Origin of the sequence: Nocardia sp. NPDC057668 (assembly GCF_042799795.1) — a bacterium.
GTDB lineage: Bacteria > Actinomycetota > Actinomycetes > Mycobacteriales > Mycobacteriaceae > Nocardia.
Window position 1 is genome coordinate 943,680 of the sequence record NZ_JBHVIC010000001.1, and the last position, 22,909, is coordinate 966,588.

Consider the following 22,909-nt stretch of genomic DNA (forward strand, 5'->3'; position numbering starts at 1 on the left):
ACTCATGTATCGAACTTCGACAGAACCAGGAAACAGGGATGATCGAGAATCCGGATGTCATCGTCGTCGGCGCCGGTCTGGCCGGCCTCGTAGCCACCCACGAGCTGGTCAAGGCCGGTAAGCGGGTGCTGATCGTGGATCAGGAGAACCGCGCGAACCTCGGTGGGCAGGCGTTCTGGTCGCTGGGCGGGCTGTTCTTCGTGGACAGTCCGGAGCAGCGCCGCCTCGGCGTGAAGGACTCCCTCGAACTCGCCATGCAGGACTGGCTCGGCTCGGCCGGCTTCGACCGCGACGACGAGGACCACTGGGCCCGGCAGTGGGCGCGCGCCTACGTCGAGTTCGCCGCCGGCGAGAAGCGTCAGTACCTGCACGATCTCGGTCTGCGGGTGACCCCGCTGGTGGGCTGGGCCGAACGCGGCGGCGATACCGCGGACGGGCACGGCAATTCGGTGCCGCGCTTCCATCTCACCTGGGGCACCGGCCCCGAGGTGGTGCGCGTGTTCCTGGAACCGGTGCTGGCCGCCGAACAGCGCGGGCAGGTCGGCTTCGCGTTCCGGCACCGGGTGGACGAGCTGGTGCTGTCCGGCGACGCGGTGACCGGAGTGCGCGGCAGCGTGCTCGAGCCGTCCGAGGCCGAGCGCGGGGTGGCTTCGTCCCGGGATGTGGTGGGCGACTTCGAGATCGGCGCCCGGGCGGTCATCGTGACCTCCGGCGGCATCGGCCACAACCACGAGCTGATCCGGCGCAACTGGCCGGTGGATCGCCTCGGCCCGTGCCCCGAGCACATGATCTCCGGCGTCCCCGCGCACGTGGACGGGCGCATGCTCGGCATCACCGAGGCCGCGGGCGGGCGCATCGTGAACCGGGATCGCATGTGGCACTACACCGAAGGCATCCACAACTGGGATCCGATCTGGCCCGATCACGCCATCCGGATCATTCCGGGACCGTCGTCACTGTGGTTCGACGCGAACGGCAAGCGCATGGCCGCACCGTGTTTCCCGGGTTTCGACACCAATTCCACGATGAAAGCGATTCTTTCGACCGGATACGACTATTCGTGGTTCATTCTCGACCAGTCGATCATCGAGAAGGAATTCGCGCTCTCGGGCTCGGAGCAGAATCCCGATATCACCGGCAAAGATTTGAAACTCACGCTCAAGAGCCGGGTGGCCAAGGGCGCACCGGGTCCGGTCGAGGCCTTCAAGAAGCACGGCTCGGATTTCGTGGTCGCCGATAACCTGGCGGATCTGGTGGCGGGCATGAACAAGATCTCGCGCGGCCCGCACCTGGATCTGGCCGACATCGAGCGGCAGATCGTGGCGCGCGATCGCGACGCCGAGCACAAGTTCAGCAAGGACGCGCAGCTCATGGCGATCGGCAACGCGCGCCGCTACCTCGGGGACAAGCTCGGCCGGGTCGCCACCCCGCACAAGATCCTGGATCCCGCGCACGGCCCGCTCATCGCGGTGCGCCTGAACATCCTGACCCGAAAGACCCTGGGCGGCTTGCAGACCAACCTGGATTCGCAGGTCATGCGCCCCGACGGCTCGGCGTTCCCGGGCCTGTACGCCGCGGGCGAGGTCGCCGGCTTCGGTGGCGGCGGCGTCCACGGCTACAACGCACTGGAAGGCACCTTCCTCGGCGGCTGCATCTTCTCCGGCCGCGCGGCCGGCAAGGCGCTGGGCCGGACGCTGAAGTAACGAAAGTCGCTCCGCCGCCCGGTTATTCGTCCGGGCGGCGGTGACGACCGATCTCGCGGGTTCGGGGTGACTCCCGGGGTACCCCCGACATCGGCCCGGCGCCCGACCGGCGGCACGAGAAGGGGACGGTCAGCGGCTCTCGGCCGTGCCCTGAACATCCGGGGAGACGGCACAGAACCAGCGGTAGCAGTCCTTGCGCAGCAGCAGCGCGAGCACGACGCCGGAAGCCATCACGCCCAGCAGGATCGTGAAAGGCCCCACCCCCGTGGGCATGTCCGCAGAGACCAGGCGGAAGACGCCCAGAAACGCTTGCAGGCTGGCCAAACCCAGCGTGCCCACCCAGACCCACGGTGAGCGCAGGCCGAAAAGCAGTGCCGCGCCGCCGGTTACCCAGGCGGCGAAGAAATGCCCGGCGCTGCCCAGGACCGATTCGAAGCCGCTGCTCAGCGCCACCAGGCCGTGCACCAGCGCCAAACCCGCTGCGACATAGGCCGCGTACTGGGTTTCCCGCACCTTCGCGGGAAGCGCGATCTCGGAACCATCACGACGAAGAACACGAACAATGCTGGTGAAACGCTCCGAAACCGAAGCCGGAACACCGTTTCCCGCAGCTGCCGGCGAGATGTCCATCTCATCGACCACAGCCGTATGCGTACTCACAGCACTCCTCGTCGAGTAACCCCTGATTGCGCGCCCCCTGCGAACGCACAGAGCCTGACGCTAACCAAACGTTCGGATACTCGACAATCGAGTTCGGCAAGTTATGACCATGGCCACAGCGCATAGCGCGAGGGGTTCAAACGTGATCTCGAACACATAACGGCCGCACACGATTTGCGTGTGCGGCCGTTGTAAGCGCAGGTCCCCCGGCAATTCTCCAGTGTACCGCCGGAAGCCGAAAACTACTTGTCGTCCATGGGAATCGGCGGAATCACCGGAAACTCCCCGGTGTATCCGGCCCGCTCGGCGGCGATGGCCAGCACCCGCTTCTCGGCGAATTTCCACCCGATCAGCAAGGCGGGCACGATGATCAGCAGGCTCGAGACCGTCCAGGTGCCGACCGGGCGGTCGAACGCCATGAGCACCAGCACCACGAACAGGAACACCAGCGTGGCGATGCCGGTGTAGGGCGCGCCGATCATGCGGAAGGCCGGGCGCTCGGCCCGCCCGTCGCGCGACCAGTACCAGAGCTTGAGCTGGCACAGCACGATCGTGGCCCAGGAGGCCAGGATGCCCAGGGAGGCCACGTTCAGCACGATTTCGAACGCCTCGTCCGGCACGATGTAGTTCAGCCAGATGCCGGCCAGCGCGATGACGCTGGTCAGCAGGATGCCGCCGTAGGGCACACCGGCTTTGGACATCCGCGAGGTGAACTTGGGCGCGCTGCCGTTCATGGCCATCGAGCGCAGGATGCGGCCGGTGGAGTAGAGCCCGGCGTTGAGGCTGGACAGGGCGGCGGTGAGCACCACGAAGTTCATGATCGAACCCATGTGCGCGACACCGACTTTGCTGAAGAAGGTGACGAACGGGCTCTCGCCCGCCTTGTAGTCGACGTACGGCAGCAGCAGTGCCAGCAGCACGATCGAACCGCAATAGAACACCGCGATGCGCACGATGACCGAGTTGATGGCGCGCGGCATGATCTTGGCCGGATTTTCGGTCTCACCGGCGGCGATGCCGACCATTTCGACCGCGGCGTAAGCGAAGATGACGCCCGAGGTGACCGTGATCAGGGGCAACACGCCGGTCGGGAACCAGCCGCCCGCATCGCTCACCATGCCGAGCCCGGTCGGCTGCCCGTCGACGTCGAACCGACCGGCCAGGAAGATCGTGCCGACCACCAGGAAGGTCACGAGCGCGGCCACCTTGATCATGGCGGCCCAGAATTCCATCTCGCCGAACCATTTCACCGACACCAGATTCACACCGAGCACGATGACGAGCGCGCCCAGCGCCAGAATCCATTGCGCCACCGGCTCGAACGGACCCCAGTAGTGCAGATAGGTGGCAACCGCGGTGGTGTCCACGATGCCGGTCATGGACCAGTTCAGGAAGTACATCCAGCCGGCGACGAATGCCGCTTTCTCCCCGAAGAATTCACGCGCGTAGGAGACGAACGACCCCGAGGAGGGGCGGTGCAGTACCAATTCGCCGAGCGCGCGCAGAATGAAGAACACGAAGATGCCGCAGATCAGATACACCAGGAACAGCGACGGTCCGGCGTCGCGCAGGCGACCGCCCGCGCCCAGGAACAGGCCGGTGCCGATGGCGCCGCCGATGGCGATCATCTGCAACTGCCGAGGCTTGAGGGCCTTGTGATAGCCGCTGTCCTCAGCTGTGAGGTTGGTGGCCTTCGTCCGGATCTCGGTCATTCGCCGGTTAACCCTCCGCAATCGTGTATTGAGGCGGTCCGAGAGTACCCCGCGATTTGCCGTGGATCACATCGCCGCTCCGAGCTGGGTAACAGCCAAAGGTTATAACCGGACATAACCAGCGGAAATGCGGTCGATTAGCAATAGCCGAAACGATGCCAGAACGGTGTCTATCACCCACATTGGCGGTATCCGGACATCCCTGGCACCGGCTGGCTCAAACCCCGACCCCGACCGCTGTCCGGCGCTAGAGTCCGACCATGAAGCGCGTGCGACGGAATCTCTGGAGCGGCGCGAGTGCCGCGGTCCTGCTGCTCCTGGGTATGGCGACCGCATGCTCGTCCGGGCAGGACGAGGCGCAGTCCTGTACGACCGCGCCCAATGGCGTGCCGACCAGCGTGCGCGCGAGCGCCACCGGCGGGCCGACCACCACCAATCTGAGCCTGCGGCCCGAGATCGCCAGCGGCTATCGCACCGGCATGAAACCGGTGCGCACCAACACTTTCGCGGTCTCCACCGCCAATCCGATCGCCACCGAGGCGGCCTGCCGGGTGCTGCGCGACGGCGGCACCGCCGCGGACGCGCTCATCGTCGCGCAGACCGTGCTGGGCCTGGTCGAGCCGCAGGCGTCCGGCATCGGCGGCGGCGCGTTCCTGCTGTACTACGACGCGACCTCCAAGGCACTCGAAGCCTACGACGGGCGCGAGACCGCCCCGGCCGCGGCGACCCCGGACTATCTGCGCTGGATCAGCGACGCCGATCGCACTGTGCCGCAACCGAACGCGCGGGCCAGCGGACGGTCGATCGGCGTGCCCGGGGTGCTGCGCCTGCTGGAGGCCGCGCATCGCGAGCACGGCAAACAGGGCTGGGGCGAGCTCTTCGGACCGGCCGTTGCGTTAGCGGACCAGGGCTTCGAGATCAGTCCGCGGCTCGCGGGCCAGATCGCCGAATCCGCAACCGATCTCGCGCGCGACGAGAACGCGCGGGCCTACTTCCTGCAGCCCGACGGCACCGCCAAGACCGAGGGCGCCACCCTCACCAACCCGGCCTACGGCAAGACCCTGGCCGCGCTGGCGGTGGACGGCGCGAACGCCTTCTACACCGGGGCGGTGGCCGCCGACATCGTCGAGGCCGTGGCCGACACCTCCGGCGGGCGGACACCGGGATCGGTGTCCCTGGCGGATCTTTCCTCCTATCAGGTGAAGAAGCGGACAGTGCTGTGCGTGCCGTATCGCACGCACGAGGTATGCGGCATGCCGAATCCGTCGTCCGGCGGGATCACCGTGGCCGCCACGCTCGGCATCCTGTCGAACTTCGATCTGGGCTCGATGCGCCCTTCGAGCACCGACGGCGACAACGACGCCGCGCGCAACGGCGGCAAGCCCACCGCCGAGGCCGTGCACCTGATCTCCGAGGCCGAACGCCTGGCCTATGCCGATCGCGACAAATACATCGCCGACTCGGATTTCATTCCGCTGCCCGGCAATTCACCGCAGACGCTGCTGGATCCGAACTACCTGAAGCAGCGCGCGGCCCTCATCGACCCCACCCGCAGCATGGGCGCCGCGCAACCCGGTGACTTCGGACCCGTGCCACTCGGTGTGGGGCCGCAGCCGCCCGAGCACGGCACCAGCCATATCTCCATCATCGATCAGTACGGCAACGCCGCGGCGATGACGACGACGGTGGAATCGGCCTTCGGCTCCTTCCACCTGGTGGACGGCTTCGTGCTGAACAATCAGCTCACCGACTTCGCCGCCGATCCGCTCGGCAAAGACGGTGTGCCCGTGGCCAATCGGCTCGATCCGGGCAAGCGCCCGCGCAGTTCGATGAGCCCCACCCTGGTCTTCGACCGCGCCGCCGACGGCTCGCGCGGCGCCCTCACGCACGTCACCGGCTCCCCCGGCGGTTCGGTGATCATCCAGTTCGTGGTGAAAACCCTGGTGGGCATGCTCGATTGGGGCCTGGACCCGCAGCAGGCGGTCTCCGCGGTCTCCTTCGGCGCGGCCAACTCCCCCGTGACGAACGTGGGCGGTGAGCATCCGGCCGTCGATCCGGCGAACAACGGCGACAACGATCCGCTGGTCCAGCGCCTGCGCCAACTGGGCCACCAGGTGTCGGTGGCTCCGCAGTCCAGCGGCCTGTCGGCCGTGGTCCGCGACGGCGACGACCTGATCGGCGGCGCGGACCCCCGTCGCGAGGGAGCCGTGCTCGGCGACACCCGCTGACACCTACGTCCGGCGCGAGCGGTACCCCGGGAACAGCGACACCCGCCACCGATCGGTGGCGGGTGTCGTGGTCCGTTGTGGCCGGTCGATCACCGCACCGGGAGCGCTGAGCCCTCAGCCCTGATTCTCGCCCGTGTACTTCGCGCCCAGTTCGCGGAAGCGGTCCATGGCGTCGGCGGCCAGCAGTTTGTCGTTGGTGCGGATGGCCAGCAGGGGCACGTACTCGTCGTGCACGAGTTCCAGACGCGCCCAGGACTTCTTGTCCGGGAAGGACAGGCCGCGGATGTCGGGCCAGGCGAACTCGTTCTCGCCGAAGATGTTGCGCACCTCCACACCCCGGCGGCCCACCCGCACGCGCGGGCGGGTGAGCAGCAGCACCGCGCCACCGAGGATGAAGCCGAAGACCGCGAGGCCGATCTGATCCGAGACCTGGAAGGTCACGCCCGTCGAGCCGCGGCGCAGGAACACGCCCATCACCGTGAAGAACACCGCCAGGAACACCGCGACGATCCACGCGGTGCGCACCGAACGATGCGGGCGCACAACGAGATCCCAGTCGCCGTCCGGCGACTGCGCGCTCGGGGCAGGGGCCGATCCGGGAGGCTGCGACCGGGTTCCGGCGGCGCCGCTCACTGCGGTCGCACCGGCGTCGGCCGCGCCCCCGCCCGGTGCGGACTCCGATTCCGCGGCCGCGGTGGTCGATGACTTCGGCTCTGACGCAGGCACTTCGGCCGCACCATCCTTCGATTGCGCGGCGGGCTCGCGGGGCGGCTCGTCCGAACCGCCGTCGCGCTTCCAGATCCGGACGACAGGCATTGCTCAGACGGTCTGACGCAGGTCGCGCAGCGTCAGCGCGGCGTCCAGCGCCGCCGCGGAGGCCTGCTCGCCCTTGTTCTCGACGGAACCGGGCAGGCCGGCGCGGTCCAGGGCCTGCTGTTCGGTGTTGACCGTGAGCACGCCGTTGGTGACCGGGGTGCCCTCGTCCAGCGAGACGCGGGTCAGCCCGGCGGTGACCGAATCGCACACGTACTCGAAATGCGGTGTCCCGCCCCGGATCACGACGCCCAGCGCGACGACCGCGTCATGGGTGCGGGCCAGCGCCTGCGCGACGACCGGCAGTTCCATCGCGCCGGCGACCCGGACGATGGTGATGTCGGAGACACCGGCCGCGCGGGCGGTCTGCTCGGCGTTGGCGACGAGCGCGTCGCAGATGGTGGTGTGCCAGCGCGACGCGACGATGCCAAGCTTGAGATCCTTGGCATCCGCGAGCTCGAACGACGGTACGCCCGTGCCGCTCATCGATTTCCGCCCTTCTCGATCATCGTGTGTGGAGGAACTGCAGACTCAGTTGGCGGTCTCGCCCAGGTCGAGATCGTCCAGGCCCACCAGGTCGTGGCCCATCCGGTCCCGCTTGGTGCGCAGATAATGCAGATTGTGCGAATTCGCACGGACCGGCATTTGCACCCTCTCGGTAATACTGAGCCCGTAGCCCTCGATTCCGGCGCGCTTGTCCGGATTATTGGTCAGCAGGCGCATCGAGGAGATGCCCAGATCGACCAGAATCTGCGCGCCGGTGCCGTAGTCGCGCGCGTCGGCGGGCTGGCCGATGGCCAGGTTCGCGTCGTAGGTGTCCAGGTCCTGTTCGTCCTGCACCTGGTAGGCCTGCAGCTTGTGCATGAGGCCGATGCCGCGGCCCTCGTGCCCGCGCATGTACAGCACGACGCCGCGGCCTTCGTCGGCCACCAGTTGCATCGCCGCGTTCAGCTGCGGACCGCAGTCGCAGCGCAGCGAACCGAAGACGTCGCCGGTCAGGCATTCGGAGTGCACGCGCACCAGCACGTTCTCGCCCTTGCCGTCCGCGCCCGCGATATCGCCCATGACCAGGGCGACATGCTCGGACTCGTCGTATTCGCTCTCGTAGCCGATCGCCTTGAAGTCACCGAAATCGGTGGGGATGCGGGCCTCGGCAACGCGGCGCACGTGCTTCTCGTTCTTGCGCCGCCAGGCGATCATGTCGGCGATGCAGATGAGCGCCAGGTCGTGCTCGTCGGCGAAGACGCGCAGCTCCTCGGTGCGCGCCATGTCGCCTTCGTTCTTCTGGCTCACGATCTCGCAGATGACGCCGGCGGGGCTGAGCCCGGCCATGCGCGAGAGGTCCACCGCGGCCTCGGTGTGGCCCGCGCGGCGCAGGACGCCACCGTCCTTGGCGCGCAAGGGAACCACGTGCCCCGGGCGGGTCAGGTCGTCGGACTTGGCCTGCGGATCGGCGAGCACACGCATGGTGGCGGCGCGATCGGCGGCCGAGATGCCGGTGGTGATGCCGACCCGGGCATCCACCGAGACGGTGTACGCGGTGCCGTGCTTGTCCTGATTGACGGCGTACATGGGCGGCAGGCCCAGCCGGTCGCAGTCCTCGCCGGTGAGCGGTACGCAGATGTAACCGGAGGTGTAGCGGATCATGAAGGCCACCAGTTCGGGGGTTGCCTTCTCCGCCGCGAAGATGAGGTCGCCCTCGTTCTCCCGGCCCTCGTCGTCGACGACGACAACGGCCTTACCGGCGGCGATGTCGGCGACTGCGCGCTCGATGGTGTCGAACCTGGTCACGTCTGTTGTGCTCCATCTCGATTAGGTGCCGTACCTACAGTAGGGCAGTGTCCAATTTGCGCCGCCTTCGGCGTCGCGAACTGGCGGTTCAGCCCCTTTGCACGAGTCTCTCCACGTATTTGGCGATGATGTCGACCTCCAGGTTCACCGTCGCTCCGACGGGCGCGGTGCCCAGCGTGGTCAGGGCCAGCGTGGTGGGGATGAGCGAGACCTCGAACCAGTCCTTGCTGCCGTCGGGGGCGGCCTCCTCGGCCAGGCCCAGCCCGGACACGGTGAGCGAGATGCCGTCGACGGTGATGGAGCCCTTCTCCACGACGTAGCGGGCAATGCTGTCCGGCAGCGAGATTCGCACGACCTCCCAGTTCTCCGAGGGGGTGCGCGCGAGGACCGTGCCGGTGCCGTCGACGTGGCCCTGCACGATGTGACCGCCCAGGCGGCTGTTCACCGCGGCGGCGCGCTCGAGATTGACGCGCGAGCCGACCCCGAGGCCGCCGATGCTGGAGCGGTTCAGCGTCTCGGCCATGACGTCGACGGTGAAGACGTCGGATTCGACGGTCTCGTCCACCACGGTCAGGCATACGCCGTTCACCGCGATCGAATCGCCGTGCCCGGCATCGGCGGTGACGAGGGGGCCGCGAATGGTGAGCCGGGCCGCGTCGGCCAGTTGCTCGGAGGCGACGATCTCGCCCAGCTCCTCGACGATGCCTGTGAACATGCCCTGCCTCTCCCTTACGCCTGCGGCCGCGGTGCCGGGCCCGCCGCTCGGGGTAACCGCCCGAGCCGCGGGCGGTATTCCCGGCGCGCCGTTGCCGCCCGGTTCTCCCCCTCAGCCTAACGACGCCGGGTCGTAGGCGACATGCGGCCTAGTTCACTGGAGCGTTCGAGACTTCGAGGCACGGCGAAGCCGACGAACCGGACCAGAGGTGGGCTAATCGAACCGATTGCCGACGTATCCCAATTGAAATTCGGGCATTTCCAGATTTAGCGAATTAGCTAATTCGGGCTAATCGGGCGGGTGTACCCAATTCGCGACTCGCTTACACCAAATTCTTGCGCCACAGCGAAAATGGACGCAAGATTGTTATGCAGCTGATTTCACGGTTCAACTGCCCGGCAGTTCGACATCACCCGCGGTCCGCTCCGCAGCCGACTACCCCGCAGCTCAGCTACTCAGCTGTACAACTTCTCCGCAGTTCTCCGGCGAGACAGCAGTTCAACGAAGAACGGTCTACCCACCCGTGGCCAGTCCCGGTCCGGGTGCTCCTCGCAGCAGTCAAACTCAGGAAGGTTGGGCCCTCGCGGGCCGGATCCAGGTGGAAGACAACACTTTTAGGGGTGCGGTGTGACAACGATGCTTCTCGATTCGACACTCGAGGTTCGTTGCGTTCAGTATCGGCGCGAATTTCATCTGCCGGCATCGATCGATCCGACGTCACGGCACATCCTGCTGGAGATAGGCAGCCGGTACGGCGCCATCACCATGCCCGCCGAACTCGGCGAACGCGTCCAACAGCGGCTCGCCGCAGCCGATCTGGCCGGTCCGGTGGTGCACCACCCCCGGGCCCGGCGCTGGACGCTCATCACCGGCCCGACCCGGCCCGACGGGCTCGGCGCCGCGGTCTCGGCCACGCTGTTCCGCATGTACGCCACGGTCGCCTGCGCGGGCGCGCAGGTGGTGCTCCCGTCCGCCGATGACGAGCGGACGGGCTATCGCACCTGGATTCAGGCCCCCGGGAGCGCCACCGCGGTGCCGCCCCTGGAGTCGGTCGTCTCGGCGCTGCTCGAGCGCTGAGACCGGACCCGCGCGACTAGGAGGCCGACGCGGCCTCGACCGCGATCACCTTCTGCCGCAAGGCTTCCACCGTGGCTGCCGGGTCGGCGGTGCCGTACACCGCCGATCCCGCCACGAAGCAGTCGATGCCCGCCTCGGCGGCCTGTTCGATGGTGTCCATATTGATGCCGCCGTCGATCTCGACCACCAGGCGCAGGTCACCCGCGTCGACCAGCCGGCGCACCTTACGGGCCTTCTCCAGCACCTCGGCGATGAAGGACTGCCCACCGAAACCGGGCTCCACGCTCATCACCAGCAGGGTGTCGAAATCCTTCAGGATCTCCAGGTACGGCTCGATCGGGGTGCCGGGCTTGACCGACAGACCGGCCTTGGCCCCCGCGGCGCGAATATCGCGGGCCACGGCGATCGGGTTGTCGGTGGCCTCGGCGTGGAAGGTCACGTTGTACGCGCCCGCCTCGGCATAGCCGGGCGCCCAGCGCTCGGGATCCTCGATCATGAGGTGGCAGTCCAGCGGAATGTCGGTGGCCTTCAACAGACTCTGCACCACCGGCAGGCCCAGGGTGAGATTCGGCACGAAGTGGTTGTCCATGACATCCACGTGCACCCAGTCGGCGCCCTCGATCGCCTTCACCTCGTCACCGAGACGCGCGAAGTCAGCGGACAGGATGGACGGGGCGATCATCGGCGCGGGCCGCTGAAAGGGCGAGGTAGGAGTGCACACAGGCGGCAGTCTAACGGGCAGGCCGCACCCCGGACCCCGGCACCGTTGCGAGGGCGTCCGGAATCCGCGATCGCTGCCATTGCGCTGATTGCCGGCGGCTGGAATGGGTAGCCTAGTGCAGGTGATCAACATTTCGGCGGAACAAGGGCTGCGTGCCACCCCGGTCGAGATCGGTGTCGCCGCATCCGTCTCCCAGTTGCCCATCGTGCGCGGACTCGCCGAAACACTGGTGCTGCTCAGCGATTTCACCCTCGACGAGGTCGCCGACATTCGCCTGGCCGTGGACGAGGCCGCTTCCACCGTGATCGGGCTGGCCGCGCCCGGCACCACCCTGCAGTGCGTCTTCACCGTCGGTGAGAACGACCTGGTGGTGCGCGTCAGCGGCGTGGCGGCCACCGAGGGGCTGCCCGACCAGCGCAGCTTCGGCTGGCATGTCCTGCGCACCCTGTCCGACGAGATCGACGCCAGCCAGGGCGCCTTCGACGCGGCGGTCTCCGGTTACCCGACGGCAGTGGAATTCCGGCGGGTCCGGGGGAAGGCGTAGTGCACGACGAGGACATCATGTTCGAAGCTTCCGACTCGCCCCACCCCAAGAAACCCGAAGAACACGACGGCGCCGCCGCGCCCGAGAACGGCTCGGACCCGACGGCCGCCGAACCCGCCGCGACCGCCGAGGCCGAGGAACCGGTCGACGCCGAAGAGGCCGAGGAGGTGGTGCGCAGCGTCTCCGGCTACGACGACGTGGCGGGGTTGTTCGAACAGCTCGCCGCCGCCGATCCGGCGTCCGCGCACCGAGCCGTCCTGCGCGCGCAGCTCATTCGGCGCTGCATACCGCTGGCCGACCACATCGCCCGCAAGTTCAGCGGTCGCGGCGAGCCCTTCGACGACCTCACCCAGGTGGCGCGGGTCGGGCTGGTGCACGCGGTGGACCGGTTCGACATCTCGCGCGGCTCCAACTTCCTGTCCTTCGCGGTGCCGACGATCATGGGCGAGGTGCGGCGGTACTTCCGCGACAACACCTGGGCCATGCGAGTTCCGCGGCGGGTCAAGGAAACCCACCTGCGCATCGGCTCGGCCATCGACACGCTGTCGCAGCAGCTGGGCCGCTCGCCGACCGCCAAGGAGATCGCCGCCCAGCTCGGCATCGATCCGGACGAGGTGACCCAGGCGGTCATCGCCGGGAACGCGTACCAGCCCAGCTCCATCGACGCGGTGTCGGTGGGGCGCGATACCGAGGCGTCGCTGCTCGACACGCTCGGCGAGGAGGAATCGCAGTTCGATCGGGTCGAGGAGTACGTGGCGATCCGGCCGCTGCTCGCGGGTCTGCCCGAGCGCGAGCGCCGCATCCTCACCATGCGTTTCTTCGAATCCATGACGCAGACCCAGATCGCGCAGCAGATGGGCATCTCCCAGATGCACGTGTCCCGCATTCTGGCGAAAACCCTTGCGCGACTTAGGGAGCAATCAGCCCGGGAGTGAACGCTCCGATGCGAGCGAGACCCGCCGTAGAGGGCTTGCCTCGCCCGGTTCGCGGTGCGACGATCGATCTCGTCGGCACGTACCGCATCCTCGGGCGGGACCATGAGGCAACACCGCGATCAACGCATTGTGAACCAGATCGACCAGCTCGTGAACGAGCAGCTGGCCGGCGGGGAACCGTGTACCGGCTACGACTACGGGGATCCGGATTTTCCGCGTTGCCCGCATCCCTGGTGCGACGAGGAGTGGCACGGGCTGCCGATCACCACGCGGATGGCCGAAATGCGCTGGCGGGGCCGGGTCGATCCCGGTTATCGGTATCCCGACGACAGCTCGCCGGTGCTGTGCCCGGGCTCGGACGACGCCGGCACCTACTCCACCGCCGATCAGAGTCGCGCGCTGGCCGAACTCCTGCGGTCCATGGCCGCCCAGCCGGTGCGGCGCCGCACGCACGCGCGGCCGCAATGGTGGTGCTGCTTCCACGCGGGTGATCTGGACATCGTGCCCGCGGGCTTCGGCGAGCCGGGGACCCTCCGGCGATTCATCCAGGTCAACGGCGAGACAATCGAACTGGAGCCGGACGAGGACGGCGCGTGCGTCCTCGGGCGCAGCGATCCCGGCGCCGATCGCGACGAGTGGCAGCCGCAGTGGATGGCCATCCACTGCCGCGAGGCACCGCGCGCGGGGGTGTGGGTCGCGTGGCGGCCCACACCCCCGGGCGAGGACTACTGCGACTGAAGCGGTTTGCGCAGCGCGGCCACGAACATGGCGTCGGTGCCGTGCCGGTGCGGCCACAGCTGCGCGCCCGGGCCCTCGCCCAGATCCGGCACGCCGGGGACGAGTTCGCGGGTGTCGAGCTGTTCGGCGCCGGTGCGGCGGACCATGTCCGAGACCACCGAGACCGTCTCGGGCAGATGCGGCGAGCAGGTCGAGTAGACGACCACGCCGCCGGGGCGCACCAGATCCCATGCGGCGGTGAGCAGTTCACGCTGCAGTGTCACCAGGTCACGCACGTCGGACGGCTGCCGCCGCCAGCGCGCTTCCGGACGGCGGCGCAGCGCGCCCAGACCGGTGCAGGGCGCGTCGACCAGTACGCGGTCGTAGCCGGGGGTGAGCCCGCTGTCGCGGCCGTCGGTGACGTGGATGTCGACCGGCAGGCCGCGCGTGGCCTGGCGGACCAGCTCGGCGCGATGCTCGGCCGGTTCGACGGCGTCGATGTGGAAGCCGTCGATATCGGCGATCGCGCCCAGCAGCGCGGTCTTGCCGCCGGGACCCGCGCACAGGTCGAGCCAGCGGCCGCCGTCCGGACCTTCCAGCGGAGCCTTGGTCACCGCGAGCGCGACGAGCTGACTGCCCTCGTCCTGCACCGCGGCCAGGCCCTCGCGCACCGGTTCGAGCTTGCCCGGATCGCCGCCGTCGAGGTACACCGCGTACGGCGACCAGCGACCTTCCTCGCCGCCGGTCACCAGGGCCAGTTCCTCGGCGCTCATTTCGCCGGGGCGGGCCACCAGGTGCACCAGCGGGCGGGCGTCATCGGCTTCGAGGACGTCGCGCAGTTCCCCCGCGTGCGCGCCCAGCGCGTCCGCGAACGCCTGGGCGATCCACACCGGATGCGCGAACTCGAAGGCCATGTGCCCCAGCGGATCCCGCGGCGCGAGCTGTTCGACCCATTCCTCGGCGGACTTCTCCGCCACCCGGCGCAGCACCGCGTTCACGAAACCGGCGCGCCCGATGCCGAATTCGGCGCGCACCAGGGCCACCGAGGTGTCGACCGCCGCGTGCGCCCCGATCCGCGTCCGCAACAACTGGTACGTACCCAGCCGCAGCGCGTCCAGCAGCGGGCCGTCGATCTCCTCGATCGTCCGCCCGGCCCCCGCCTCGATCACCGCGTCGAGCAGTCCGAGCGACCGCGCGGTGCCGTAGGTCAGCTCCGTGGCCAGCGCGGCGTCCCGCCCACTGATCCCGCGCTCGCGCAACAGCCCCGGCAACACGAGGTTCGCGTACGCGTCCCGCTCCCGCACGGCCCGCAACACGTCCCGCGCCACGACCCGCACCGGGTCCAGCCCGGCAGTATCGGCAGATCCCCGCTCCCCCACCGGCTTCCGCTTGGCGCTCGCACCGTCGGCGCCCTTACCGCCCACCCCGTCGGCACGCTTGCCCCGCGCCGGCGCGGCGCCCTTGCCCGCACCGACGGACTTCTTGTCCCCGCTCGCACGCTTCGGTGCGCCACCGTCGCGCGCGGTCGATCGTGTCACGGCGCCGGCGGCCTTCGGCGCACTCCCACCGGTGCTTTCATCACGTGCGTTCGACCGAGCCGCGCCGCTCGCAGGCTTCGATGCGCTCCCTCGCGCGGATCGAGCGTCATCACCCGCACGAGGGGATGTGCCGCTGCCGTATCCGTCGCGCTCGGACGCACCGGTGCTCGCGGATCGCTTCGGCGCTCCGGCCGATCCTTCCGATCCGTCGGCACCGCGCGCGCCGCCCTGGGCACGCCGCGAATCACCCTGAGCGGCAGCCGATCCGCGCCCGTCCTCGCTGTTCCGCCGGCGATCCTGCCCGGTCGAGCGTGCGCCGCCCGCGGTGAATCCGGCGTCGTCGCGGCGGCCTGGGCCGCCCGCGCGCGAGCCGGTCGATCCGGAGCGCTGCTCCCCCGCCGCCGAGCGCGTGCTACCGGCCGAACGCGAGCCGCCGTCGCTGTAGCGCGCGCCGCCATCGGCCGAGCGCGGGCGGGTCTCATCACCGCGAGCACCGGCCGGCGCGCCGCCGCGGGCGCGATCACCCACCGGGCTGTAGTCCCATTTGCCGCGCGCGTCCGCACCGCGGCCGCCGCGCAGGGGCGCGCCGGGCGCACTGCTCACGCCGCGCTGATCGCCCTGGGCGGAGGTGCGCTTGCCGCCCGCGGTGTTCGACTTGGCGGGGCGGTCGGCGGAGTTGCCGCCGGCGCGGGAGCCGCGCGGGGCGGACGCCCCACGGTCGGTGTCGCCGCTCGGGCGGTCGCGGCCGTCGCCGGCCCCGGTTGTGTTGCGGGACTTGTTGTTCTGCGCGCCGGGACGCCAGTCACGCTTGGGGGGTTTGGCGCCGCGGCGCGGCTCGCCGGGGGTTTCTCCGCGATCGGAGCGGGTCATTCGACCACCGCGCCGGGCTGGAGGCGGGCGCCGCGCGCCCAGTCGAGGGCAGGCATCATGCGCTTTCCTTGGGGTTGTACCTCGGTGAGGCGGACGGCGGTGGTGGCGGTGCCGATGAAGACGCCCGACTTGCGGACCTCGACAGCGCCCACGGGGAGGGTTTCCTCCACCAGTTCGACGGGGCCGAGTTTGACGCGCTTGCCGTCGACCTCGGTCCAGGCCCCCGGGCTCGGGGTCACTGCCCGGATACGGCGGGAGACGGCCAGGGCCGGTTCGTCCCAGCGCACGTGGCCGGCTTCGGGCTCCACCTTGGGGGCGTAGGAGACGCCGTCGGTGGGTTGCGGAACCGCTTGCAGAGCACCGGCTTCCACCCCATCGAGGGTGGATTCCAGCAGCTGCGCACCACTTTCGGCCAGGCGCGCCAGCAGCTCACCCGAGGTGTCGGTGACGCGGACCTTTTCGGTGACGGTGCCGAAGACCGGGCCGGTGTCCAGCCCCTTCTCGATGAGGAAGGTCGACGCGCCGGTGATCTCGTCACCGGCGAGTACCGCCGACTGCACCGGCGCTGCCCCGCGCCAGGCGGGCAGCAGCGAGAAATGCAGATTGATCCAGCCGTGGCGCGGAATCGCCAGAACCGACTCCGGCAGCAGCGCCCCGTAGGCCACGACCGGGCAGCAATCGGGGGCCAGCTCGGTGAGCCGGTCGATGAATTCGGGCTCGGACGGCTTGCGCGGGGTCAGCACCGGAATGCCGTGTTCGTCGGCGAGCAGTCCGATCGGCGACCGGGTGACCTTGCGCCCGCGCCCGGCCACCGCGTCCGGCCTGGTCACCACCGCGACCACCTCGTGGTTCGCGGATTCGATGAGCCGCCGCAGCGACGGCACCGCCGGCTCGGGGGTTCCGGCAAAGACCAAACGCATCAACGACTCCGTTCCCGGGTGCGACGGCCGCCACCGATTTCCGAGGCCGCCAGCACCGTGATTCCCTGTGTGAACCAAGACGATTCACGCAGTGTGCGCATCGCCTCCTTGCGCGTGGCCGGATCCAGTCGCTGCAGAAACAGCACGCCGTCGAGGTGATCGGTCTCGTGCTGCACCGCGCGCGCCAGCAGCCCTTCGGCCCGGAACTCCACCGGCGCGCCGTCCATGTCGACCCCGCGCGCGATGAGTGTCTGCGCGCGGGTGACGTCCTCGCGCACGCCCGGAATCGACAGGCAGCCCTCGGGGCCGACCTGGGTCTCTTCGCCGATCACCTCGAAAACGGGGTTGATCAGATGCCCCTTTGCCTCGCCGGTGTCGTAGACGAAGACCCGCAGGCCCACGCCGATCTGCGGGGCGGCCATGCCGACCCCGCCGCTCTCGTACATGGTGTCGAGCAGGTCCGCGACCAGCTGCCGCACCTGGGGATCGAACGTGGAGACCTCCGCCGCGCGGGCGCGCAGGATCGGATCGCCGAACAGGCGGACAGGCTGGATGGTCACGTGCAACTCCCGGTCGCGAGCGAATGCGGTCGCCCCATTTTACGGATACGACCGACCCGCCACGCCGCGCACCGTGCGGCAACGGTCACGAATGCGCTGCCAGGACCACTTCCTTGATGCCGGTGCCGAGCGCCACGGGCACGCACACGGGCGTCGCGGCGTGCGCCGGATCGAGCAGGGCGAGCACCAGTTGCTGGACGAACGGGTCGTACACCATATGGAAATGCCCGGTCAGGTCGTCGGCGCACATCTGCTGCAGCACGAGATTGGTCGCGCCCGCACCCTGCAGCGCGATATTGGCGTTCGGCTGGATCATTTCATCCACCGTGCTGCCGATGGTGGTGTAGCGCACACCCGGCACGGTGTCGCCGCCCGCGTTGAGCGCGGTGATGAACGGGGATCCGGCCGCCTGCTGAATGGCGGCCTCCGAACTCGCGAGCTCGGCCAGATCGAACAGCACCGGCGCGTTCTGCGCGACCGGCACCAGTCCGTACATGATGCCGCCGTAGCTCGGCGAGGCGAGCCCGATCCACTGACCGACCTTCGGCGCTCCACCGAGCTTGTTGACGTAGTAGCGGGTGACGCTCGCACCCTGGGAGAACCCGACCAGGTCCACCTGCGCGGCCCCGGTCGCGGCGAGCACCTGATCGACGAATTCGCCTATCTGCGCCGAACTTTCGAACACGTCCTCGGTGCCGTAGCTCTCCGCGTCCGGCTTGCCGCCGTAGTTGAGCGCGAAGACGCACAGTCCGGCGCCCGCGAGCTGCGGTGCGATGGCGGACCAGTCGGAGTAGGCCGAGGAATCGGTTCCGTGCGCGAGCACAACCGGCCGCGGATGGTCGGCGGTCGGCTTGCACGCGAAGTCATTGGCCCCCGCGGGAGCGGCATTCGGATGCGCGGCCAGATATCGGGCCGCGCCCAGATGATCGCTCTGCACCGGCCCGGCACCCACCGGGACCAGCGCCGGACGTGTGGCGGGCGCGGCCGAGGCCGTACCCGATTGCAGCGGCGCCCCCGCGCCCGCCAGCACGCCCAGTAGTACTACCCCGACCGGCGCGACGCTGTGCAGCGCTCTGCGCGTCCGGCTCCTCCACATTCCCATATCGAAATGATGACTTGTGAAGTGTCACAACGCGGTGTCGAACGGGGTGTTTCTTACGCACTACTTTTCGGGGGTGTCGTCTTCGGCGAGGATTCGGTACAGCGACCGCCGCGCCTCGGTGAGAACCTCTGCGGCCTTTGCCGCTTGGGCCGGCGTACCGACCGCGGCGACCTGTGCGACCGCACCCATCAGCTGGCCGATGAGCCCGCGCAGATCCAGTGCCTGATCGCCGACGCCGTCCTTGACCTCCTGCCAGGGATCGCCCAGTTCGGCGCGATTGGCTTCGAGGTACTCGGTGCCGGATTCGGTGAGCTTGGCCGTCTTTCGACCCGCCACCTTCTCGATGAGGACCAGACCCTCGTCCTCGAGCTGCGCCAGCGCGGGGTAGATCGATCCCGGGCTCGGGCGCCAAACATCTTCGCTGCGTTCGCGAATCTGCTGGATCAGCTCGTAGCCGTGCATGGGCCGGTCCTGCAGCAGCAGGAGAATGGCCGCGCGCACATCGCCGCGCCGTCCGCGTCCACCGCGGCCGCGACCGCGACCGAAGTGCGGGCCGCCGCCGGGACCGAAACCACCGGGACCGAAGTCCGGGCCGAAACCACCGCGGCCGTGGCCGCCGTGCCGATGCGGACCGTGCTCACGCGGACCTTGTCCACGCGGGCCGCCGCGACGCATCCGCGGATGTTCGGGACCCTGCTGCTCTTCGGCGCGCAGTCGCCGCCAGGGGCCGCGGCCCCGCTCTGTGTTGTCCATGTGTTCCATGGTGTGCCTCCTAAGGCTTCAACGTTGTTCTTGACGCTATCGACGATATATCGCCAATCTATCCAAGGCAAGTGTGTCGCGGGACACGAACCTGCCGGTTCGGACTTTTCAGGCGGGACGGTCGATCAGGTCGTGTTTGGCGAGCACCTCACGCAGCGCGGTCGGGCGATCCCAGGTCGGCAGCGGCTCCACCAGCTCGAACTCGCAGCCGAGCGCGGTCGCGCCGCCGTCGGCCTCGACGCTGTCGCCGACCATGAGCGCGTTCTCCGGGGCGACGCCGAGGCGCTCCAGCGCGGCGTCGAAGATGCGGCGATCGGGTTTGATGGCGCCCAGCTCGAAGGACAGCGCGAAGTAGCCGATATATCGGTCCCAGCCCCGGCTCGCCAGCGCCGGGCGCAGATCGAAGGCGATATTGCTGACCACGGCGATCCGAATGCCGCGCTCGTGCAGCGCCCGCAGCACCTCGCCAGTGTCGGGATACGGCGTCCAGGCCAGCGGATCGAGAATGAGTTCGTAGAGTTGCCGCGCCGGGAACGAGGGCACACCCGAACGCTCGAGCACCTGCAGATACGCGGCCCGATGCAGGGCGGGATCCAAATCCCGGTTCTCCCAAGCGTGTTGACCCTCCGCGTCGAGCTCGACGAATTGCTCGACCGGCGCGGTCATGGCCCGCACTATGTCGGCAACCTCGTGTGCGCTCAGATCGCGCCCGTCGGCGTGGGTCAGTTCCGCCTCGCGAAAGCGCTCGTCCTCCAATCGGAAGATCGTGCCGGAGAAGTCGAATAACACTGCTTCGATCGCCATCTCGCCACGATACACAGCACACTTTCAGCTAACTTTTCGGCAACGGGCAGTCCTCTACTTGTCTGAGGAGTTTGCTACGGTGGTCCCATGTCCGACTTCCCCATGCTCCGGGTCGACGCCGTCGATTTCGTCCGCGATGGAAACGCGCTTCTGCAGGGTGTTTCACTCACCGTGCGCAGCGGCGAACACTGGGCGCTGCTGGGACCCAACGGGGCCGGGAAGACCACCCTGCTGCGCATGCTCGGTGCCTTCGAACACCCCACCCGGGGCACGGTCGAGGTACTCGGCAACCGGCTCGGCCGCGTCGACATGCGCGAGCTGCGCACCGCGATCGGGCACGTCGACCCGCGCCACACCCCGCGCAGCCCGCTGACCGTGCACGAGGTGGTGCTCACCGGGGCGACGAATACCGCCGAGCCGGTGCCGCGTTGGCGGCCCAGCGCCGAACAGCGCGCTCGCGCCGCAGAACTCGTCGATCTGCTCGGCCTGACACACCGCCGGGACGCGCCCTGGCCCATCCTGTCCCAGGGTGAGCGCGGGCGCGCACTCATCGCGCGGGCGCTCATGCCCAGCCCGCGCCTGCTACTGCTGGACGAACCCGCCACCGGCTTGGATCTCGCGGGCCGCGAACAGTTGCTCGAACGCGTCGACGCCATGCAGCGCGCACATCCGGATCTGGCGTCCGTGCTGGTGACGCATCATCTGGAGGAGCTGCCGCCGGGGACCACGCACGCGGTCCTGTTGCGCGCGGGGCGGATTCACACGGCCGGGCCGGTGGATGAGGTGATCACCACCGAACACATCGGCGCGGCGTTCGACCATCCGGTGCGGATCGTGCGCGAGGACGGGCGCTGGAGCGTGCGCGCGGCGCAGGCTGCTCACCGCTGAGTTCGCGCCGCGCACAACCGAGTTCCCGGTTCGGATCCGGCCGCGCGCGGAATTCCATGCCCTACCGGGTGTGCGCGGTCGTCATCCACACAGGGATGGGATGGCCGACGGCCGCGCCCGGCCGGCGCGGTCCAGCGCGCTCGGTCGGCCGATCATCGCTTCTCACACCAGGGAATCGATCCAGCGCTGGAGTCGCTCGCCTTCGGCCGCCATCATGTCCGGGTCGCGAAAGGTATTGGTGAGCAGGGAGATTCCCTGGTAGGAGGAGAACAGGGCGACGGCCAGCTCGCGGGCGTCGGCGCGTCCCATCGCGGTGAACTGTGACTCGATCCAGGTGAGCAGTTCCCGCATCACCGCGGCGAGTTCGCGTTCCAGGCCGTCGGAGCGTTTGTCCAGCTCCGTCGCGAGAGTTCCCGACGGGCAACCGAATTGGGCCGCCATGTCTCGCTGGTCGACCCAGCCGCGGACCAGGGCCTTGAGGCGTTCCGCGGGCGCGTCGAGCTGCTCGAGCGCCGCGATGACGTCTTTCAGCGTGCGCTCGTGCGCGCCGATCGCGGCCTGGATCAGCTGGTCCTTGGTCTTGAAGTAGTAGTACACGTTGCCCACCGGCACGTCCGCGACCCGGGCGATGTCGGCGATCGTGGTCTTCTCCACGCCGCGCTCGTAGAACACCTGGGCCGCGGCGTCGGCGAGCCGCTCGCGCTTCCCCGCTCGCGGCGCCGGCTTCGCTGTCGCGCCATCCGAGACTGAGTTAGTCATGCGACTGACTATAGACAACGACCGGTCGGACGGTCTATCTTCTGTTTAGTCAGCCAACTAACTCAGGAGTCCGAAGCAATGATCGTGGTAACCGGAGCAACCGGAAACGTCGGCGGCATCGTGGTGAACCTGCTCGCGCAGGGCGGGGAGAAGGTCGTGGCGGTCTCGCGCGGCGAACTGCCGGTGAACCTGCCCGAGGGCGTGGAGCATCGGCGTGGCGATGTGGGCGATACGGCGAGCCTGGCCGCGGCGGTCGCGGGGGCGGACACGCTGTTCCTGCTGATCGCGGGTGAGCAGTTGGTGAGCGGGCCCGATCCTCGTGAAGTGCTCGAAGTCGTTGCCGCACAGGGTGTGCGGCGGGTGGTGCTGCTGTCGTCGCAAGGCGCGGTGACACGGCCGGACAGCCCGGGGTACGCCCGCCTGCTCGCCTTCGAAAAGGCACTCGCCGCATCGGATCTGGAGTGGACGGTCGTGCGCCCCGGCGGTTTCGCCAGCAACTCCTTCGCCTGGATCGAGCCGGTGCGCACGCAGCGCGTGGTGCCGGCGCCGTTCGGCGATGTCGGGCTGCCGGTGGTGGTGCCGTTCGACATCGCGGCGGTCGCGGTCGAGGCGTTGCGGGCGGACGGTCATCACGGCCGGGCGTACACGGTGACCGGGCCGGCGGTCGTCACGCCGCGCGAGCAGGCCGAGGCGCTGTCCGCCGCACTCGGCGAGCCGGTCCGGTTCGTCGAGCTCACCCCCGAGCAGGCACGGACCGAACTGCTGAAGTTCATGCCCGAATCGGTCGCGGATCACACCCTGTCGATCCTCGGCTCCCCGACCGAGGCCGAACAGCAGGTCAGCCCCGACGTCGAACTGGTCCTGGGCCGCCCGGCCACCGGCTACGCCGACTGGGCGAAATACGTGGCCGACGCGTTCCGCTGAGAGCCCTCATCCGGGCGGATGTCAGGTGCCGGCCATCTACCGAGAGGTCGGCAGGCACTGTCTCCGGCACCGGTGCCGGGCGAGTGTTGTTGCCCAGAAACCGATCATCGGGCACGACCGCTGCGACGGCCGACGGCGCGGCGGTGATAGACGCCGGGGCCGGCTG

General features: G+C 68.9%; 22 protein-coding genes. 8 read left to right on the forward strand and 14 right to left on the reverse strand.

The genetic code is table 11. From position 1 onward, the window contains the following. Positions 1-38 precede the first annotated feature (38 nt). Positions 39-1,703: an FAD-binding dehydrogenase gene (locus tag ACFVBH_RS04430; RefSeq protein ID WP_378999727.1), complete on the forward strand. Its 1,665-nt coding sequence runs from the start codon at positions 39-41 to the stop codon at positions 1,701-1,703. A gap of 129 nt (positions 1,704-1,832) precedes the next feature. Here ACFVBH_RS04430 and ACFVBH_RS04435 read toward each other — a convergent pair whose 3' ends face one another. Then, on the reverse strand, positions 1,833-2,345 hold the full coding sequence (locus ACFVBH_RS04435; protein WP_378999729.1) for a hypothetical protein: 513 nt from the start codon (positions 2,343-2,345) through the stop codon (positions 1,833-1,835). A 260-nt stretch (positions 2,346-2,605) separates the two neighbouring features. Then, positions 2,606-4,075, reverse strand: a complete 1,470-nt coding sequence (locus ACFVBH_RS04440; RefSeq protein ID WP_354986389.1) for an amino acid permease — start codon at positions 4,073-4,075, stop codon at positions 2,606-2,608. Between the two features lie 260 nt (positions 4,076-4,335). On the opposite strand from ACFVBH_RS04440, the gene ACFVBH_RS04445 reads away from it, so the two are divergent. Further along, entirely contained in the window at positions 4,336-6,303 is a 1,968-nt protein-coding gene (locus ACFVBH_RS04445; protein WP_378999732.1) for a gamma-glutamyltransferase family protein, read from the forward strand. A gap of 114 nt (positions 6,304-6,417) precedes the next feature. On the opposite strand, the gene ACFVBH_RS04450 is transcribed toward ACFVBH_RS04445, so the two are convergent. The 4 genes from ACFVBH_RS04450 to ACFVBH_RS04465 form a co-directional block, all read right to left on the reverse strand. Further along, complete coding sequence (locus ACFVBH_RS04450; RefSeq protein ID WP_378999734.1) at positions 6,418-7,119, reverse strand: PH domain-containing protein; 702 nt, start codon at positions 7,117-7,119, stop codon at positions 6,418-6,420. A gap of 3 nt (positions 7,120-7,122) precedes the next feature. After that, positions 7,123-7,602, reverse strand: a complete 480-nt coding sequence (gene ribH, locus ACFVBH_RS04455) for a 6,7-dimethyl-8-ribityllumazine synthase (RefSeq protein WP_354986386.1) — start codon at positions 7,600-7,602, stop codon at positions 7,123-7,125. A gap of 45 nt (positions 7,603-7,647) precedes the next feature. Then, entirely contained in the window at positions 7,648-8,907 is a 1,260-nt protein-coding gene (locus ACFVBH_RS04460) for a bifunctional 3,4-dihydroxy-2-butanone-4-phosphate synthase/GTP cyclohydrolase II (protein WP_354986385.1), read from the reverse strand. An 88-nt stretch (positions 8,908-8,995) separates the two neighbouring features. Further along, the gene (locus ACFVBH_RS04465; RefSeq protein WP_354986384.1) at positions 8,996-9,622 is read right to left on the reverse strand and encodes a riboflavin synthase; all 627 of its coding nucleotides are present in this window, start codon (positions 9,620-9,622) and stop codon (positions 8,996-8,998) included. Between the two features lie 636 nt (positions 9,623-10,258). On the opposite strand from ACFVBH_RS04465, the gene ACFVBH_RS04470 reads away from it, so the two are divergent. Then, entirely contained in the window at positions 10,259-10,699 is a 441-nt protein-coding gene (locus tag ACFVBH_RS04470) for a hypothetical protein (protein ID WP_379001579.1), read from the forward strand. Between the two features lie 16 nt (positions 10,700-10,715). Here the strand turns inward: ACFVBH_RS04470 and rpe are convergent, their stop codons facing one another. Then, complete coding sequence (gene rpe / locus ACFVBH_RS04475) at positions 10,716-11,381, reverse strand: ribulose-phosphate 3-epimerase (protein WP_354986431.1); 666 nt, start codon at positions 11,379-11,381, stop codon at positions 10,716-10,718. 160 nt (positions 11,382-11,541) lie between these two features. Here rpe and ACFVBH_RS04480 point away from each other — a divergent pair, with 160 nt between their 5' ends. The 3 genes from ACFVBH_RS04480 (at position 11,542) to ACFVBH_RS04490 (ending at position 13,637) form a co-directional block, all read left to right on the forward strand. Beyond that, complete coding sequence (locus ACFVBH_RS04480) at positions 11,542-11,964, forward strand: ATP-binding protein (RefSeq protein WP_378999737.1); 423 nt, start codon at positions 11,542-11,544, stop codon at positions 11,962-11,964. Positions 11,965-11,981: 17 nt separating this feature from the next. Further along, positions 11,982-12,899 (forward strand): RNA polymerase sigma factor SigF, encoded by a 918-nt coding sequence (locus ACFVBH_RS04485; RefSeq protein ID WP_378999739.1) that lies wholly within the window; start codon positions 11,982-11,984, stop codon positions 12,897-12,899. Positions 12,900-13,028: 129 nt separating this feature from the next. After that, on the forward strand, positions 13,029-13,637 hold the full coding sequence (locus tag ACFVBH_RS04490; protein ID WP_354986381.1) for a hypothetical protein: 609 nt from the start codon (positions 13,029-13,031) through the stop codon (positions 13,635-13,637). Here the strand turns inward: ACFVBH_RS04490 and ACFVBH_RS04495 are convergent. From ACFVBH_RS04495 to ACFVBH_RS04520, 6 genes are all read right to left on the reverse strand, one after another. Continuing rightward, positions 13,625-15,040 (reverse strand): RsmB/NOP family class I SAM-dependent RNA methyltransferase, encoded by a 1,416-nt coding sequence (locus ACFVBH_RS04495; protein ID WP_379001583.1) that lies wholly within the window; start codon positions 15,038-15,040, stop codon positions 13,625-13,627. The genes ACFVBH_RS04490 and ACFVBH_RS04495 overlap by 13 nt on opposite strands. A 980-nt stretch (positions 15,041-16,020) precedes the next feature. After that, entirely contained in the window at positions 16,021-16,944 is a 924-nt protein-coding gene (gene fmt / locus ACFVBH_RS04500; protein WP_378999742.1) for a methionyl-tRNA formyltransferase, read from the reverse strand. Then, positions 16,944-17,504 (reverse strand): peptide deformylase, encoded by a 561-nt coding sequence (gene def, locus ACFVBH_RS04505; RefSeq protein WP_378999744.1) that lies wholly within the window; start codon positions 17,502-17,504, stop codon positions 16,944-16,946. The genes fmt and def overlap by 1 nt, the downstream gene beginning before the upstream one ends. Positions 17,505-17,589: 85 nt before the next feature. Continuing rightward, positions 17,590-18,600, reverse strand: a complete 1,011-nt coding sequence (locus tag ACFVBH_RS04510; protein WP_379001585.1) for an esterase/lipase family protein — start codon at positions 18,598-18,600, stop codon at positions 17,590-17,592. Positions 18,601-18,666: 66 nt separating this feature from the next. Further along, on the reverse strand, positions 18,667-19,359 hold the full coding sequence (locus ACFVBH_RS04515; RefSeq protein WP_378999747.1) for a PadR family transcriptional regulator: 693 nt from the start codon (positions 19,357-19,359) through the stop codon (positions 18,667-18,669). 117 nt (positions 19,360-19,476) lie between these two features. Beyond that, entirely contained in the window at positions 19,477-20,172 is a 696-nt protein-coding gene (locus tag ACFVBH_RS04520) for an HAD family hydrolase (RefSeq protein ID WP_378999750.1), read from the reverse strand. A gap of 87 nt (positions 20,173-20,259) precedes the next feature. On the opposite strand from ACFVBH_RS04520, the gene ACFVBH_RS04525 reads away from it, so the two are divergent. Continuing rightward, positions 20,260-21,060 (forward strand): ABC transporter ATP-binding protein, encoded by an 801-nt coding sequence (locus ACFVBH_RS04525; RefSeq protein ID WP_378999752.1) that lies wholly within the window; start codon positions 20,260-20,262, stop codon positions 21,058-21,060. A 162-nt stretch (positions 21,061-21,222) separates the two neighbouring features. Here ACFVBH_RS04525 and ACFVBH_RS04530 read toward each other — a convergent pair whose 3' ends face one another. Beyond that, complete coding sequence (locus tag ACFVBH_RS04530; RefSeq protein WP_354986375.1) at positions 21,223-21,819, reverse strand: TetR/AcrR family transcriptional regulator; 597 nt, start codon at positions 21,817-21,819, stop codon at positions 21,223-21,225. A 78-nt stretch (positions 21,820-21,897) separates the two neighbouring features. On the opposite strand from ACFVBH_RS04530, the gene ACFVBH_RS04535 reads away from it, so the two are divergent. After that, positions 21,898-22,743, forward strand: coding sequence for an SDR family oxidoreductase (locus ACFVBH_RS04535; protein ID WP_378999755.1), 846 nt, complete (start codon positions 21,898-21,900; stop codon positions 22,741-22,743). Positions 22,744-22,909 lie beyond the last annotated feature (166 nt).

Excerpts from the sequence above, each read along its gene's own strand:
- ACFVBH_RS04430 (WP_378999727.1), top strand. The coding sequence starts at position 39 with ATGATCGAGAATCCGGATGTCATCGTCGTCGGCGCCGGTCTGGCCGGC.
- ACFVBH_RS04440 (WP_354986389.1), bottom strand. The coding sequence starts at position 4,075 with ATGACCGAGATCCGGACGAAGGCCACCAACCTCACAGCTGAGGACAGC.
- ACFVBH_RS04445 (WP_378999732.1), top strand. The coding sequence starts at position 4,336 with ATGAAGCGCGTGCGACGGAATCTCTGGAGCGGCGCGAGTGCCGCGGTC.
- ACFVBH_RS04450 (WP_378999734.1), bottom strand. The coding sequence starts at position 7,119 with ATGCCTGTCGTCCGGATCTGGAAGCGCGACGGCGGTTCGGACGAGCCG.
- ribH (WP_354986386.1), bottom strand. The coding sequence starts at position 7,602 with ATGAGCGGCACGGGCGTACCGTCGTTCGAGCTCGCGGATGCCAAGGAT.
- ACFVBH_RS04465 (WP_354986384.1), bottom strand. The coding sequence starts at position 9,622 with ATGTTCACAGGCATCGTCGAGGAGCTGGGCGAGATCGTCGCCTCCGAG.
- ACFVBH_RS04470 (WP_379001579.1), top strand. The coding sequence starts at position 10,259 with ATGCTTCTCGATTCGACACTCGAGGTTCGTTGCGTTCAGTATCGGCGC.
- rpe (WP_354986431.1), bottom strand. The coding sequence starts at position 11,381 with ATGATCGCCCCGTCCATCCTGTCCGCTGACTTCGCGCGTCTCGGTGAC.
- ACFVBH_RS04485 (WP_378999739.1), top strand. The coding sequence starts at position 11,982 with ATGTTCGAAGCTTCCGACTCGCCCCACCCCAAGAAACCCGAAGAACAC.
- fmt (WP_378999742.1), bottom strand. The coding sequence starts at position 16,944 with ATGCGTTTGGTCTTTGCCGGAACCCCCGAGCCGGCGGTGCCGTCGCTG.
- ACFVBH_RS04510 (WP_379001585.1), bottom strand. The coding sequence starts at position 18,600 with ATGTGGAGGAGCCGGACGCGCAGAGCGCTGCACAGCGTCGCGCCGGTC.
- ACFVBH_RS04515 (WP_378999747.1), bottom strand. The coding sequence starts at position 19,359 with ATGGACAACACAGAGCGGGGCCGCGGCCCCTGGCGGCGACTGCGCGCC.
- ACFVBH_RS04520 (WP_378999750.1), bottom strand. The coding sequence starts at position 20,172 with ATGGCGATCGAAGCAGTGTTATTCGACTTCTCCGGCACGATCTTCCGA.
- ACFVBH_RS04525 (WP_378999752.1), top strand. The coding sequence starts at position 20,260 with ATGTCCGACTTCCCCATGCTCCGGGTCGACGCCGTCGATTTCGTCCGC.
- ACFVBH_RS04530 (WP_354986375.1), bottom strand. The coding sequence starts at position 21,819 with ATGACTAACTCAGTCTCGGATGGCGCGACAGCGAAGCCGGCGCCGCGA.
- ACFVBH_RS04535 (WP_378999755.1), top strand. The coding sequence starts at position 21,898 with ATGATCGTGGTAACCGGAGCAACCGGAAACGTCGGCGGCATCGTGGTG.